The organism is Tardiphaga sp. 768_D3_N2_1, from assembly GCF_052076105.1.
Classification (GTDB): Bacteria; Pseudomonadota; Alphaproteobacteria; order Rhizobiales; family Xanthobacteraceae; genus Tardiphaga.
The window spans coordinates 5,518,456-5,531,492 of the sequence record NZ_CP197245.1; the positions used below are offsets into that span (position 1 = coordinate 5,518,456).

Annotated in this window: 15 protein-coding genes; 10 read left to right on the forward strand and 5 right to left on the reverse strand. The window is 62.7% G+C overall.

Annotated elements, in window-relative coordinates; all coding sequences use genetic code 11:
* Positions 1-53: 53 nt before the first annotated feature.
* Positions 54-767 carry an SIMPL domain-containing protein gene (locus AB8A27_RS25975; protein ID WP_441244359.1) on the forward strand — a complete coding sequence of 238 codons (714 nt, stop codon included), beginning with the start codon at positions 54-56 and terminating at the stop codon, positions 765-767.
* Positions 768-895: 128 nt separating this feature from the next.
* Here AB8A27_RS25975 and AB8A27_RS25980 read toward each other — a convergent pair whose 3' ends face one another.
* The gene (locus AB8A27_RS25980; protein WP_441244360.1) at positions 896-1,960 is read right to left on the reverse strand and encodes an MBL fold metallo-hydrolase; all 1,065 of its coding nucleotides are present in this window, start codon (positions 1,958-1,960) and stop codon (positions 896-898) included.
* Between the two features lie 345 nt (positions 1,961-2,305).
* Between AB8A27_RS25980 and ffh the strand changes: the two genes are divergently transcribed.
* From ffh to rimM, 3 genes are read left to right on the forward strand one after another with little or no spacing between them, the layout of a single operon-like run.
* Complete coding sequence (gene ffh, locus AB8A27_RS25985) at positions 2,306-3,823, forward strand: signal recognition particle protein (protein WP_441244361.1); 1,518 nt, start codon at positions 2,306-2,308, stop codon at positions 3,821-3,823.
* A gap of 49 nt (positions 3,824-3,872) precedes the next feature.
* A complete protein-coding gene (gene rpsP, locus AB8A27_RS25990) occupies positions 3,873-4,196 on the forward strand; it encodes a 30S ribosomal protein S16 (RefSeq protein WP_441244362.1) in 324 nt (107 codons plus the stop codon).
* Positions 4,197-4,202: 6 nt separating this feature from the next.
* Complete coding sequence (gene rimM, locus AB8A27_RS25995) at positions 4,203-4,727, forward strand: ribosome maturation factor RimM (RefSeq protein ID WP_441244363.1); 525 nt, start codon at positions 4,203-4,205, stop codon at positions 4,725-4,727.
* 3 nt (positions 4,728-4,730) lie between these two features.
* Here rimM and AB8A27_RS26000 read toward each other — a convergent pair whose 3' ends face one another.
* Positions 4,731-5,597, reverse strand: coding sequence for an SDR family oxidoreductase (locus AB8A27_RS26000; RefSeq protein ID WP_441244364.1), 867 nt, complete (start codon positions 5,595-5,597; stop codon positions 4,731-4,733).
* Positions 5,598-5,740: 143 nt separating this feature from the next.
* On the opposite strand from AB8A27_RS26000, the gene AB8A27_RS26005 reads away from it, so the two are divergent.
* The 5 genes from AB8A27_RS26005 (at position 5,741) to AB8A27_RS26025 (ending at position 10,540) form a co-directional block, all read left to right on the forward strand.
* The gene (locus tag AB8A27_RS26005; protein ID WP_441244365.1) at positions 5,741-6,163 is read left to right on the forward strand and encodes a winged helix-turn-helix transcriptional regulator; all 423 of its coding nucleotides are present in this window, start codon (positions 5,741-5,743) and stop codon (positions 6,161-6,163) included.
* A 51-nt stretch (positions 6,164-6,214) separates the two neighbouring features.
* On the forward strand, positions 6,215-6,973 hold the full coding sequence (gene trmD / locus AB8A27_RS26010) for a tRNA (guanosine(37)-N1)-methyltransferase TrmD (protein WP_441244366.1): 759 nt from the start codon (positions 6,215-6,217) through the stop codon (positions 6,971-6,973).
* A gap of 121 nt (positions 6,974-7,094) precedes the next feature.
* Complete coding sequence (gene rplS / locus AB8A27_RS26015) at positions 7,095-7,493, forward strand: 50S ribosomal protein L19 (RefSeq protein WP_092141905.1); 399 nt, start codon at positions 7,095-7,097, stop codon at positions 7,491-7,493.
* Between the two features lie 377 nt (positions 7,494-7,870).
* A complete protein-coding gene (leuC, locus tag AB8A27_RS26020) occupies positions 7,871-9,283 on the forward strand; it encodes a 3-isopropylmalate dehydratase large subunit (RefSeq protein WP_441244367.1) in 1,413 nt (470 codons plus the stop codon).
* 87 nt (positions 9,284-9,370) lie between these two features.
* Complete coding sequence (locus AB8A27_RS26025; RefSeq protein ID WP_441244368.1) at positions 9,371-10,540, forward strand: winged helix-turn-helix domain-containing protein; 1,170 nt, start codon at positions 9,371-9,373, stop codon at positions 10,538-10,540.
* Positions 10,541-10,664: 124 nt separating this feature from the next.
* On the opposite strand, the gene AB8A27_RS26030 is transcribed toward AB8A27_RS26025, so the two are convergent.
* The 3 genes from AB8A27_RS26030 to AB8A27_RS26040 form a co-directional block, all read right to left on the reverse strand.
* Positions 10,665-11,342: a hypothetical protein gene (locus AB8A27_RS26030; RefSeq protein WP_441244369.1), complete on the reverse strand. Its 678-nt coding sequence runs from the start codon at positions 11,340-11,342 to the stop codon at positions 10,665-10,667.
* A 309-nt stretch (positions 11,343-11,651) separates the two neighbouring features.
* A complete protein-coding gene (locus AB8A27_RS26035; RefSeq protein ID WP_441244370.1) occupies positions 11,652-12,095 on the reverse strand; it encodes a hypothetical protein in 444 nt (147 codons plus the stop codon).
* Between the two features lie 163 nt (positions 12,096-12,258).
* Positions 12,259-12,552, reverse strand: coding sequence for a hypothetical protein (locus AB8A27_RS26040; protein WP_441244371.1), 294 nt, complete (start codon positions 12,550-12,552; stop codon positions 12,259-12,261).
* 242 nt (positions 12,553-12,794) lie between these two features.
* On the opposite strand from AB8A27_RS26040, the gene AB8A27_RS26045 reads away from it, so the two are divergent.
* Complete coding sequence (locus tag AB8A27_RS26045; RefSeq protein WP_441244372.1) at positions 12,795-13,010, forward strand: hypothetical protein; 216 nt, start codon at positions 12,795-12,797, stop codon at positions 13,008-13,010.
* The last annotated feature ends 27 nt before the right edge of the window (positions 13,011-13,037 follow it).

Here is a 13,037-nt window from a genome sequence, read left to right on the forward strand (position 1 = left end):
GATAAAGAAGCTCTGGTCATAAAGAAGCCTTGGACGGTCGCGAGAGATCGGGCATGAAAAATCATCTGACTCTGGCCGTTTTCGGCATTGCGCTCATCGCCACTCCTGCGCTTGCGCAGGTCAATCCACCGCCGATGATTTCCGTCTCCGGCGAAGGCACCGTCTCGGTGCCGCCGGATCTCGCTGTCGTCGATGGCGGCGTGACAACCGACGCCAAGACGGCGCGCGAGGCCGCTGAGGCCAACAATGCGGCGATGGCCAAGGTGCTTGCGGCCCTGAAGAGCGCCGGCATTGCCGAGAAGGACATGCAGACATCGCGGCTGTCGCTGTTTCCGCAATATACGCAGCAGACCCGTCCCAATCCCAATCCTGGCCCCAATGTCATCTCGGGCTATCGCGCCAGCAACCGCGTCACCATCCGCGTGCGCGACGTGACCAAGGTGGCCGGCACCATCGACGCGCTGGTGGCTTCGGGTGCCAATGAGGTCGGCGGCATCAATTTCATGGTGACCAAGGCGTCGCAACTGCTCGACGATGCGCGCAGCGAAGCGGTTGCTGATGCGCGGCGCAAGGCGGAGATTTACGCCAAGGCGGCCGGCGTCAAGCTCGGCGCGCCGATCAGCATCTCCGAGGACTCCGGCAGCGCGCCGGCGCCGATGATGTTGCGCAAGATGGGCGCCGATGCGGCATCGGCTCCGGTGGCGCAAGGCGAGGAAGTGCTGCGCGTGAATGTCAGCGTGTCCTGGGAAATCAAGCCGGCGCAGTAACGCGCTGGACCATCAGTCGTCATTGCGAGGAGCGAAGCGACGCGGCAATCCAGGGGCCGCAAGCGAAGGCTGGATTGCTTCGTCGCAAGGGCTCCTCGCAATGACGGCTGAGAGGTGGGGGACCTCCGTTAGATCTCCACCACCTGTCCCGGCTTCAGCGCCATAAACTTCTCGCTGGGCAATTCCGCCGCGCTGCATGCGGCGGCCAATCCCTTCACCGGGCCGTCAATCGCCTCGTCGGTGAGCTGGAACGTCGAGTGATGACTGGCCAGCGCCTGCTGCGCGCCGCAATCCGCAAACGCCTTCACGGCGTCTTCCGGATTCATGTGCTGGTCTTTCATGAACCAGCGCGGCTCATAGGCGCCGATCGGCAGGATCGCGAGCCTGATAGCGCCATGGGCCTCGCGCACGCGACGGAAGTGCAGGCCGTCGCCATAGCCGCTGTCGCCGACGATGTAGATCTTGCCAGCTGGCGTCTCCAGCACGAAGCTCGCCCACAACGACTTGTTGCGATCGAACAGGCCGCGCGCCGTCCAGTGCCGCGTCGGGACAAGCGTCACGGCGAGGCCGCCGCCAAGCTCGACGCGATCTGTCCAGTCATAGGCCTCGGCCTTGATCGTGCTGTCGGCGCTTTTCATGGTGGCGTCATTGCCGAGCGGCGTGATCACGCGCGGTGCAAATTTGGCTGACAGCTTCGACAGGGTCGGAAGATCGAGATGGTCGTAATGACCGTGCGACACCAGCACGACGTCGATCTTGGGCAGTTTGTCGAAGGCGATGCCCGGCGCGTTGTGACGCTTCGGCCCGGCAAATGACAATGGCGATACGCGATCGGACCACACCGGATCGAACAGGATATTGATCTCGGCGGTCTGGATCAGCCAGCTGGCGTGACCGACGTAACAAAACCGAACGCCCGTGCCCTCGACCCTGGCCGGCGGCGTGTCGGCAAATTCGTTCTCGACCCAGTCGGGCCAGACCTCCCGGGTGCGGCCGCCGCCGAATTGCCAGCGCAGCACTTCACCAAGCGACCTGGGCGGCACTCCATCGGGATCGAAGAAGATCTTGCCGTCGAAGTGATCGGAGACGGGGCCGTCATAATTGGTCATGCGGGAAGCCCAGATGGCCGATAGCCCCACTGTGGCTGCGAGGCCACCGATGGATGCGAGAAGCTTGCGGCGGGTGATGGTCATGATGTGAGGCGCCGAAAAAGGGGAACCCAGGTGAGCGATCACTCACATCTAGGCCAGCTCACGCGGAAATCCAATTGCCAATTATCAATTTAATCGCCCTTGGCCGAAAATATCCTTTATCTTGAACAAGTTGCCGTTTTGGATGGTGACGCCGCGGGTGTATTTCCTTGACTCGCCGGGCCCCGGCGCTGTAAATCCCCGCCAATTCTCGAAAAGTCCTCTTTTCGATCCGCCGACCGGTCCTGGAGACCGGAGGTCAACGCCCGACAGCGCGATGCGCCCTCGGGCGCAAAAGTGTTTGGTTCATCGCCATCTCCTTGGGATGGCATTCGGAAGCGGTACGCGATGTTCGACAATCTGTCGGAACGACTTGGCGGAATTCTCGACCGGCTCACCGGGCGCGGCGCGCTGTCGGAGGCTGACGTCGATGCCGCGATGCGCGAAGTACGCCGCGCACTGCTCGAGGCTGACGTCTCGCTCGACGTCGTGCGCAGCTTCACGGACCGCGTGCGCGAACAGGCGATCGGCGCCACCGTCGTCAAGTCGGTCACGCCCGGCCAGATGGTCGTCAAGATCGTCCATGACGAACTCGTCGCCACCCTCGGCGCCGACGGCGAAGGCGGCATCGATCTTCAGGCCGTCCCGCCCGTCGCCATCATGATGGTCGGTCTGCAGGGTTCGGGTAAGACCACCACCACTGCGAAACTCGCACGCCGTCTCACCCAGCGCGACAAGCGCAAGGTGCTGATGGCCTCGCTCGACGTCTATCGTCCGGCTGCCATGGAGCAGCTCGCGGTGCTCGGCCGCGATCTCGACATTCAGACGCTGCCGATCGTCGCCGGCCAGAAGCCCGCCGAGATCGCCAAGCGCGCGCTGTCTGCCGCGAAGCTCGGCGGTTACGACGTCGTGCTGCTCGACACCGCCGGCCGTACGACGCTCGACGAAGAGATGATGTCGGAAGCGATCGAGATCAAAGCCGTCGCCAATCCGCATGAAGTGCTGCTGGTCGCGGACTCGCTGACCGGTCAGGACGCGGTCAATCTCGCGCGCTCCTTCAATGAACGCGTCGGCCTCACTGGCATCGCGCTGACGCGCGTGGACGGCGATGGCCGCGGTGGCGCCGCATTGTCGATGCGTGCCGTCACCGGCAAGCCGATCAAGCTGATCGGTACCGGTGAAAAGACCGATGCGCTGGAAGACTTTCATCCGAGCCGTATCGCCGGCCGCATTCTCGGCATGGGCGACGTCGTCTCGCTGGTCGAGCGCGCTGCTGCGAACATTGACGCCGAGAAAGCTGCGCGTACCGCCGAGCGCATGCGCAAGGGTCAGTTCGATCTCACCGACATGCGTGAGCAGCTGATCCAGATGACCAATATGGGCGGTCTCTCCGGCCTGATGGGCATGATGCCCGGCATCGCCAAGATGAAGAACCAGATCGCCTCCGCCGGTCTCGATGACCGCGTGGTGAAGCGCCAGATCGCGGTCATCGACTCCATGACTCGTCAGGAGCGCAAGAATCCCGACATCCTCAAGGCCAGCCGCAAGAAGCGTATTGCTGCCGGCGCCGGCCTCAAGGTCGAGGAAGTCAACAAGGTGCTGAAGATGCACCGGAACATGGCCGACATGATGAAGGCCATGGGCTCCGGCAAGCGCGGCCCGATGGCGGGCATCGCGCAGGCCATGGGTTTCGGTGGCGGCGGCATGCCGTCGCCCGAACAGATGAAGGCGATGGCCGAGAAGATGCCGGGCGGACTGCCGCAGGGCATGCCGTCATTGCCGAAAGATTTCCCGGGCCTGTCGGGCCTGGGCAAACCGACGCTGCCGGGACTCGGCGGCTTTCCCGGTCTCGGGAAAAAGAAATAACGCGATCAAATTCACTCACATTCAAATCGAACACACTTAGGAGAATCCCATGTCCGTCGTTATCCGCCTCGCTCGCGCAGGCACCAAGAAGCGCCCCGTCTATCACGTCGTCGTTGCCGACTCGCGCTTCCCCCGCGATGGCCGCTTCATCGAGCGTCTCGGCTACTTCAACCCGCTGCTCGCCAAGGACAACGAGCTGCGCCTGAAGCTCGACCTCGAAAAGACCAAGGCCTGGATCGCCAAGGGCGCGCAGCCGTCGGATCGCGTGGCTCGCTTCCTCGATGCCGCCGGCGTCAAGAAGCGCGAAGCCCGCAACAACCCCGAGAAGGCCGTGCCGCGCAAGGAGCGCAAGGCTGCTGAAGCCGGCAAGTAAGGTCGCATGACCACCGCGCAAATCTGCGTCGCGCGCATCGGCGCGCCGCATGGTGTGCGCGGTCAGGTGCGGCTGTGGACCTTCACCGAAGATCCATTCGCCGTGCTCGACTACGGCCCGCTTGCCACCAAGGACGGCAAGCGGAGTTTCGAGGTTGATAATGTGCGCGAGGCCAAGGGCCATCTGGTCGCGACGCTGAAGGGCGTCGCCACCCGTGAAGACGCCGAGCGCCTCAATGGCGTCGAGCTCTATGTGGCGCGCGATGCGCTTCCCGATACCGAAGACGATGAATATTACCACGCCGATCTGATCGGTCTCGCTGCGGTCAATGCCGCGGGCGATGCGATCGGCCGTGTCGTCGCGATCCATAATTTCGGCGCCGGCGACATCATCGAGATCGCGCCACAAGAAGGCGCGACCCTGCTGTTGCCCTTCACCAATGCGGTGGTGCCGACGGTCGATCTCGCGGCCGGCCGTGTCGTGATCGAATTGCCCGGTGAGATCATCGGCGATGATCCCACCGCGGCATAAGGCTTACGCTTTCAGCGCTTCCGCAATCGTTGCCGCAAACGGCGTGGTCGGCCGTCCGATGAGCTTGCCGAGGGTGCGGCTGTCGTCGAACAATGCGCCGTCCGCTGCGGCCGTATCCGACGTCGCAATCAGCTCGGCAAGTTCTGGCGGCAGTCCCGCGCCGAGCAGCGCCGCCTTGAAGTCGGCCTCGGGCAGACGGACATAAGCAACAGTCTTGCCGGACTGCTTCGTGATCTCCGCTGCGAACTGCTCCAGCGTGAAGGCTTCGTCGCCCGCCAGTTCATAGATCTTTCCGGCGTGACCTTCTCCCGCCAGCACGGCTGCAGCCGCTGCTGCATAATCTGCGCGCGAAGCCGATGCGATGCGGCCATCGCGGGCGCTGCTGATCAGCGCATTATGCGCCAATGCGGCAGGGATCGAGGCCGTGTAGTTCTCGGTGTACCAGCCGTTGCGCAGCAGCGCGAAGGGAATGCCGGAGGCGCGGATCAACTCTTCCGTCGGGAGATGCTCTTTTGCGATCGATAGCGGCGAGGTGTCCGCGCGCAGCACGCTGGTATAGGCGATCAGCTTCACGCCGGCTTTCTTTGCGGCGTCGATCACGTTGCGGTGCTGGGCGACGCGCTGCCCGAGTTCATTCGACGAGATCAGCAACAGGCGGTCGATGCCCTTGAAGGCTGCGTCCAGCGTCTCCGGCTTGCTGTAGTCGGCGGCCACAACGGTGACGCCCCTTGCGGCGAGATCGCTGCCTTTGGCCGGATCGCGCAGGCCGGCGACGATCTGGCTGGCCGGGACGAGCTTGAGCAGGGCGTCGATGGTGAGGCGGCCAAGCTGGCCGCCGGCGGCGGTGACAAGAATACGGTGGTTCGACATGGTGGGATCCTATATGGTCTCTGATTGACAGTAGGTCTTGAATAGAGACCGAAGACCATTTCCGTAAGGAGGCAGGTTTTTCTCGCCAGGTTACCTCGGAGTTACCTGGAAGTGACCTGTTCCCGATCTGAAGGAGCTTCCCGATGCCAAATGATGCGTCTTTGGCCACCCGCTTCGACGAATGGCAGGCACAAGGCTTCGATGCCGAAGCTTGCCCGGTCCGCAATGTGCTGGATCGCATTGGCGACAAATGGACGTCGTTGCTGCTAGTCGCTCTCGCAGCCAAGCCGCGCCGTTTCAGCGAGCTGCATCGCGCCGTGCCGGATATTTCCAAGCGGATGCTCACCCAGTCCCTGCGCGATCTGCAGCGCGACGGGCTGATCACCCGTCACGTATTTCCGACCAAGCCGCCCTCGGTCGAATATCGGTTATCACCGCTCGGCCAGTCCGCGATGGCTCCACTGGCGAACCTGATTGATTGGGCTGAGCGCAGCTTTGCCGAGATCAAGGCCTCCCGTGCCGCCTTCGATGCAGGTGACACCAGCGAACAGATGTCGGCGGCCTGAGCCGATATTGCCGGGGTTTGACGCTTTGCTCCGGACGCGCGATGGAGTGACATGACTTCCGATCTTTCATCCGCCCCATGGCGCGCGACGGTGCTGACGCTGTTTCCCGAGATGTTTCCGGGGCCGCTCGGCATCAGCCTCGCAGGCAAGGCGCTGGCGTCTGGCCTGTGGGAGCTGGAGGCGCGCGATATCCGCGCTTCGGCTACCGACAAGCATCGCAGTGTCGATGACACGCCGGCGGGCGGCGGTCCGGGCATGGTGCTGCGGGCGGACGTGCTGGCGGCGGCGATCGATGCGGTCGATGCCGGGGACCGCCCGCGACTGGTCATGAGCCCGCGCGGTCGGCCATTGACCCAGGCCCGGGTGGCGGAACTCGCTGCAGGGGCCGGGCCGCTGATCGTCTGTGGCCGCTTTGAGGGTATCGACCAGCGCGTCATCGATGCCCGAAGGCTCGAGGAAGTCTCGATCGGGGACTACGTGCTGTCCGGCGGCGAAATCGCCGCCATGACGCTGATTGACGCCTGTGTGCGGCTTTTGCCGGGGGTCATGGGCAAGCTGGCGTCTGGAACCGACGAAAGTTTTTCCGACGGATTACTGGAGTACCCGCAATATACCCGTCCGCAGGTCTTCGAGGGGCGCGAAATCCCTGATGTGTTGATTTCAGGAGACCACGCCAGGGTTGCCAAATGGCGGCTGGCCGAGGCCGAAGCCCTGACCGCGGCACGGCGGCCCGAGTTATGGGCGGCCCGTCCGAAAGTGCCAGAATCGGGCAAAAAGCGAAAACCGCCAAAAATCACGACGGGTGAGTGACACAGACGGGTGACAACGGCTTCGCTTTCCTGTAGAGCAGCGCCAAATCCGTGCAATGGCAGGGTAAGAGTTTCGAGCGCAGCCCGCGCAATGTCTGGGCGCGCCGCCGATGGAGATTTCGATGAACCTAATTCAGACGCTTGAAAAAGAGCAGTTCGACCGCCTTTCCGCCACCAAGTCGATCCCGGAATTCGGTCCCGGCGACACCCTCATCGTCAACGTGAAGGTTGTCGAAGGCGAGCGCTCCCGCGTGCAGGCCTATGAAGGCGTCTGCATCGGCCGCAACGGCGGTGGCATCAATGAGAGCTTCACCGTTCGCAAGATCTCCTACGGCGAGGGTGTCGAGCGCGTGTTCCCGCTGCTCTCCCCGATGATCGACTCGATCAAGGTCGTGCGTCGCGGCAAGGTGCGTCGCGCCAAGCTGTATTACCTGCGCGATCTGCGCGGCAAGTCGGCCCGTATCGTCGAGAAGAAGACCGATCGTCCGGCGAAGGTCGCAGCTGCGGCCGCTGCCAAGTAATTTCCGCACCATTGAATTGTGCGAGACGAAAAGCGCGGCGCAAGCCGCGCTTTTTTGTTGGGCGGATGCCGCATGCCTCTGTCGCATTGGCGTTGCGTTCCCCGAATGCTATATGACTGGAATGTTTCTAGACCTGCACCAGCACGCTTTGCGCATCGTCATCGACGATCACAGCCGGCTGCCCGGTCGCTTCTTCGGTCGCTTCACGACCTCCATCGTGGGCGCGCTTAGAAGCGCGTGAGCAATCTCACGCGTTAAGCCTTCCGTTCTTCAGTTGCGTGCCCTGCGCCGCCAGCGCGGCAAATCTCCCGGCAGCCGCAACAGGTTCGAAATTTCCAGGAAGTTTCCAAGAAATTTCCAAGTCAGGCCCAAGCAAAATGACAACATCCAAGCCGACCACCCTGTACGACAAGATCTGGAACGACCATCTGGTCGAGGAAGCCGCCGACGGCACCTGCCTGCTCTATATCGATCGCCATCTGGTGCACGAAGTAACGAGCCCGCAGGCCTTCGAAGGTCTGCGCGCCGCCGGTCGCCGTGTGCATGCGCCGGAGAAGACGCTCGCCGTTGTCGATCACAACGTGCCGACCACCGATCGCACCAAGCCCAATCCCGATCCGGAAAGCACGGAGCAGATCAACACGCTGGCCGAGAACGTGCGTGAATTCGGCATCGAATATTACAACGAGTTCGACAAGCGTCAGGGCATCGTCCACGTCATCGGCCCCGAGCAGGGCTTCACACTGCCGGGAACGACGATCGTTTGCGGCGATAGCCACACCTCGACGCATGGCGCGTTCGGTGCGCTGGCGCATGGCATCGGCACGTCGGAAGTCGAGCACGTGCTGGCGACGCAGACGCTGATCCAGAAGAAGGCGAAGAACATGCGCGCCACCGTCGATGGCAAATTGCCCGACGGCGTCACCGGCAAGGACATCATCCTGGCCATCATCGGCGAGATCGGCACCGCCGGCGGCACCGGCTATGTGCTGGAATATGCCGGCGAGGCAATCCGTTCGCTGTCGATGGAAGGCCGCATGACGGTCTGCAACATGTCCATCGAAGGCGGCGCTCGCGCCGGCCTGATCGCGCCCGACGAGAAGGCCTATGAATTCCTCAAGGGTCGCCCGATGTCACCGAAGGGCGAGATGTGGGAGCAGGCTGTCCGCTACTGGGACACGCTGCGCTCTGACGAAGGCGCGCATTTCGATCACGAGATCCGTCTCGATGCCGCGAAGCTGCCGCCCATCGTCACCTGGGGCACCTCGCCCGAGGACGTCATCTCGATCACCGGCAAGGTGCCGAACCCGGCCGATATCGCGGATGAGGCCAAGCGTCTCTCCAAGGAGCGCGCGCTGGCCTATATGGGCCTGACCGCGGGTACGAAGATCACCGACATCAAGATCGATCGCGTCTTCATCGGTTCCTGCACCAATGGCCGCATCGAGGACATGCGCGCCGCCGCGAAGATGGTCGAGGGCAAGACCATCAACGGCAATGTGTCGGGCATGATCGTGCCGGGCTCGGGTCTGGTAAAGGAACAGGCGGAAGCCGAAGGCCTCGACAAGATATTCCTGAAGGCCGGCTTCGAATGGCGCGAGCCGGGCTGTTCCATGTGCCTGGCGATGAACCCCGACAAGCTGCGTCCGGAAGAGCGCTGCGCCGCCACCTCGAACCGCAACTTCGAAGGCCGCCAGGGCCATAAGGGCCGCACCCATCTGGTGTCGCCGGCGATGGCGGCTGCGGCTGCGATCGCGGGGCACTTCGTCGATATCAGAGAGTGGCACTGATTTGTTGACTACGCTTCGATATCATTCGCGCTAAGATCAACGGCCTGCTCTCGCAGGCCGTTTTTCTTTTGAGCGATCCACCACGCCATGCCTCGCATTCCCGCAAAACCCTTGGCCATCTCCATCCCCACCGCCCGCCGCATCTGGCTGCGGGCGCAGCGGCTGGATAGCCGCGCGCCGTTCGGTGATGGCGCGGAGGCAGTGAAGGCTGCCGTGCAGCATCTCGGCTACGTCCAGATCGACACGATCAACGTGATCGAGCGCAGCCATCATCACATCCTGTTTTCGCGTATTCCCGATTACAGGCGCGCCGATCTCAAACAGGCGCAGACCCACGACAAGAGCGTGTTCGAATACTGGACCCATGCGCTCGCTTATGTGCCGACCGACGATATCGGCTTCTTCGTGCCGGACATGAAATATTATCGCCGCGAGGGCCATGGCTGGTTCGCTTCGGTAACGCCCGCGGACAAGCGCAAGGTGATGCGGCTGGCCAAGGCCGGTCCGCTGTCAATTCGCGACATCGATGACGATGTGCTGCGCGAGAAGGATCACGAATGGGCCAGCCGCAAGCCGTCGAAGCGGGCGCTGCAACTGGCGTTCTATGAAGGCCACCTCACGATTTCCGAGCGCACGGGCATGCTGAAGACCTATGATCTTCTGCTGCGCCATTTTGGTTGGGAGAAATTGCCGAAGGCAGCGTCGGCGAACGAGAAATTGGCCTATCTGCTCGATCGGGCGCTGCGCTCGCAGGGCATCGTCAGCCTCGATTCGATCTGCCATCTCGATGCGCCCTCCAAGGCCGGCATTCGCAAGCTGATCGAGGCGCGGTTGCGCAAGGGTGAGCTGGTGGCCGTCGCGCTCGACGGCGCCGGCAAGCAGGAGCACTGGACGACACCTGTCGCGCTCGAAGACAGAAGCGAAGGCGAGGTGGGGCTGGTGCATGTGCTGTCGCCGTTCGATCCCCTGGTGATCCAGCGCAAGCGCACGAATCTGTTCTTCGGCCACGACCACCGCTTTGAAGCCTATGTGCCGAAGGAGAAGCGCCAGCTCGGCTATTTCGCATTGCCGGTGCTGGTGGACGACAAGATCGTGGCGGCCGTCGATCTCAAGACCGATCGGCAGAAGCGCAAATTGCTGATGCAGCAATGGAGCTGGGTCGGTGAGGGCACGAAGCCGAAGACGCCGCGCAAGGAATGGAAGCAGCGCATCGAGGAAGAGCTCGGGCGCTTCGAGGCGTTTCAGCTGGGTGAGTGAGCGACTAACACTCAGTCGTCATGCGCGGGCTTGTCCCGCGTATCCACGTCTTGGCAAAAAGCAAAGACGTGGATGGCCGGGTCAAGCCCGGCCATGACGGTGTGTTTGGTAGCGAACGTCGACTTCACCAATAAGCATGGAAGCGATGGTAATGCCGCCGGTAGTGCCAGTGGCGGTGATGCCAGGGGCGATAGCGGCAGATCTTGCGTGGGCCGTAATAGGTCCAGACGATGCGGCAGAAGCGTCGCGGGTAGTAGTAGCGCGGGCCGTAATAGTAGCTCGGTCCGTAATATCCGTAAAAGCGCGGTCGGAAGAAGTGATGGCGATGACCATAATAGCGCACTGGCGCGAAGTGACGATAGCTGCCACGATAGCCACCATGGAATACGGGTCCACGCCGAAAGCCGCCGCCGACAAAGGCCGGGCCCGGACGGAAACCGCCACCGCCGCGGAACGCAGGTGCGACGGCACGAAAGCCTCCGCCGCCGCCGCGAAACGCAGGCGCTACGGCACGGAAGCCTCCGCCGCCACCGCCACCCCGAAATGCCGGCATGCCGCCGCCGCGAAATCCGCCTCCGCCTCCGCCATGAAAGGCGTGACCGCCGCCTCCGCCACCGCCGCGGAAACCTCCTCCGCCGCCGCCGCCGCGTCCACCGCGATGCTGGACCTGCGTGAACAAAGCGTCATGCGCCTGCTTCGCTGCGGGTGCCGCGCCGGGATTGATCAGCGAGACGGCCCGTGCCGGTGGCGTCAGCGACATCATCATCGCTGCGGCGGCAGCGACGCCGAGCGAGCGCGTCATGAATTGTCTGATCGCAAGACCTCGTTCGGCATTCGGGACAGATTGTCGATCTTGAACATGTCTCATCGAAACATCCTCCATCGATCAGCGCATGGGACGTCGATCGCGCAAACCTGACGGCGCAGGTCCTCGCTTGCGCCAACGGTGCGTTTGCGCATGGTCGTGTCATGTGGGTTGTCGCGCCTTGACCGAAAATTAAGGATGCCGATCTGAACGCGTCATGAATGACGCAGGCAGGCTGTGTCATGCGCGCGAAAAAAACAGGCGCCGCAAAGGGCGCCTGTCGATGTCATCAGGTGATGTCAGGATTTACCAGCGGCCGAAGCTGAAGCCGACGCTGAGCGGACCGCCGCCGATACCGAAGCCCGGGCCGTAGCCATAGGCGCCATAGGGATGATAGCCGCCGTAATAGCCGTAGGGCCGATAGCCGTATCCGCCGTAGTAAGCAGGGCGATAGGCATAGGGGCGTCCGTAATAGGCCGGGCCGTAATAGGAGCGGTACGGGCGATAACCGTATCCGTAGCCATAACGCGGGCCGTAATAGCTCCGATACCCGTAATGCCGGTGGCCGTAGTAATGGCGGTGGTGGAAGTGGCGATGGCGCCGCTGTGCGCTGAAGTCCGTCGCCTTCGCCTTGTTGTCCGACGCAGCCTTGTGAGTCGCCTGCGTGTCAGCCATGGCGGGGGCGCTGCTCAATGCGCCTGACAGTGAAAGTGTTGCAGCCAGCATGGCTGCGCCTACCCAGTTCTTCATGTTTCTTCCTTGCCTCGATCGCTTTCCATCGATCGTCTTTCGTCGCCTTCAACCCATAACGCATATGGTGACCGCGATTTCCCGCGACAGAGGGACGCGGTCAACATCCCGTCAACGAGAACAGGCGCACTTGCGTGCGCCTGTTTCCATTTTTGAAATATTCTCAGTGGCGCCAGTGAGGACGCACATGGTGTGGCCGGTGCCAGCCATGATGACGGCGGACGTGATGCGGCCGGTGCCAGCCATGGTGACGGCGCATGCCGTGATGCGGGCGATAGCCGCGATCGTGATGATGACGATACTGAACTTCGGTCGTCAGCTTCTCGCTGCCGCCGCCCTGAACCGATGCCGCGATACCCGGGCCGTTCAGCGAAGCGGCGTTCGCCTGCTGCGTTGGCGCTGTGACGAACAGCAATCCTGCGATGGCAGCGAAGCCAAGAATTTTCTTTACGTTCACGTGTCGTCTCCTCAGGTCTGCGCGCATCTCAACATGCACGCTGCAAATGGATCATCGCCCATGTGCATGACGCTAGGGTTCGGGAGGTGAACGCGATGTGAATGCTGCGTGAGCGATATGACGCGGTGGCGGACTGTCGCAGCGGTGGAACGAATACGCGTCATCGCGCCAGACGGAGGCGTGGTTGTAAAACCGAATCGCTGCACGACACGTATCTCGATCATGCAATGATGGAGGCCATCATGATGCGTTTGATCTCGACGATTGTTGTCACGCTCGCACTTGTCTCCGCCGCTCTGGATCCGTGGATCGAACGCGCGCAGGCGTCGCAAGGCCCCGGCGTGATGCCCGGCACGGCAAGCACGACAGTTCAGCTCGCCATGGCGATCATCGTCTATGGCAGTTCGGCGATGGTGATTGCAGCGGGTCTGATCGGCGCCGCGCGGCAGCGCCGCTAGTTTTTTGCTTTGACGCGTTTTCTTAAT

What these genes read in the sequence shown, in the direction of transcription:
- AB8A27_RS25975 (WP_441244359.1), top strand. Translation starts at nt 54, where the DNA reads ATGAAAAATCATCTGACTCTGGCCGTTTTCGGCATTGCGCTCATCGCC.
- AB8A27_RS25980 (WP_441244360.1), bottom strand. Translation starts at nt 1,960, where the DNA reads ATGACCATCACCCGCCGCAAGCTTCTCGCATCCATCGGTGGCCTCGCA.
- ffh (WP_441244361.1), top strand. Translation starts at nt 2,306, where the DNA reads ATGTTCGACAATCTGTCGGAACGACTTGGCGGAATTCTCGACCGGCTC.
- rpsP (WP_441244362.1), top strand. Translation starts at nt 3,873, where the DNA reads ATGTCCGTCGTTATCCGCCTCGCTCGCGCAGGCACCAAGAAGCGCCCC.
- rimM (WP_441244363.1), top strand. Translation starts at nt 4,203, where the DNA reads ATGACCACCGCGCAAATCTGCGTCGCGCGCATCGGCGCGCCGCATGGT.
- AB8A27_RS26000 (WP_441244364.1), bottom strand. Translation starts at nt 5,597, where the DNA reads ATGTCGAACCACCGTATTCTTGTCACCGCCGCCGGCGGCCAGCTTGGC.
- AB8A27_RS26005 (WP_441244365.1), top strand. Translation starts at nt 5,741, where the DNA reads ATGCCAAATGATGCGTCTTTGGCCACCCGCTTCGACGAATGGCAGGCA.
- trmD (WP_441244366.1), top strand. Translation starts at nt 6,215, where the DNA reads ATGACTTCCGATCTTTCATCCGCCCCATGGCGCGCGACGGTGCTGACG.
- rplS (WP_092141905.1), top strand. Translation starts at nt 7,095, where the DNA reads ATGAACCTAATTCAGACGCTTGAAAAAGAGCAGTTCGACCGCCTTTCC.
- leuC (WP_441244367.1), top strand. Translation starts at nt 7,871, where the DNA reads ATGACAACATCCAAGCCGACCACCCTGTACGACAAGATCTGGAACGAC.
- AB8A27_RS26025 (WP_441244368.1), top strand. Translation starts at nt 9,371, where the DNA reads ATGCCTCGCATTCCCGCAAAACCCTTGGCCATCTCCATCCCCACCGCC.
- AB8A27_RS26030 (WP_441244369.1), bottom strand. Translation starts at nt 11,342, where the DNA reads ATGACGCGCTCGCTCGGCGTCGCTGCCGCCGCAGCGATGATGATGTCG.
- AB8A27_RS26035 (WP_441244370.1), bottom strand. Translation starts at nt 12,095, where the DNA reads ATGAAGAACTGGGTAGGCGCAGCCATGCTGGCTGCAACACTTTCACTG.
- AB8A27_RS26045 (WP_441244372.1), top strand. Translation starts at nt 12,795, where the DNA reads ATGATGCGTTTGATCTCGACGATTGTTGTCACGCTCGCACTTGTCTCC.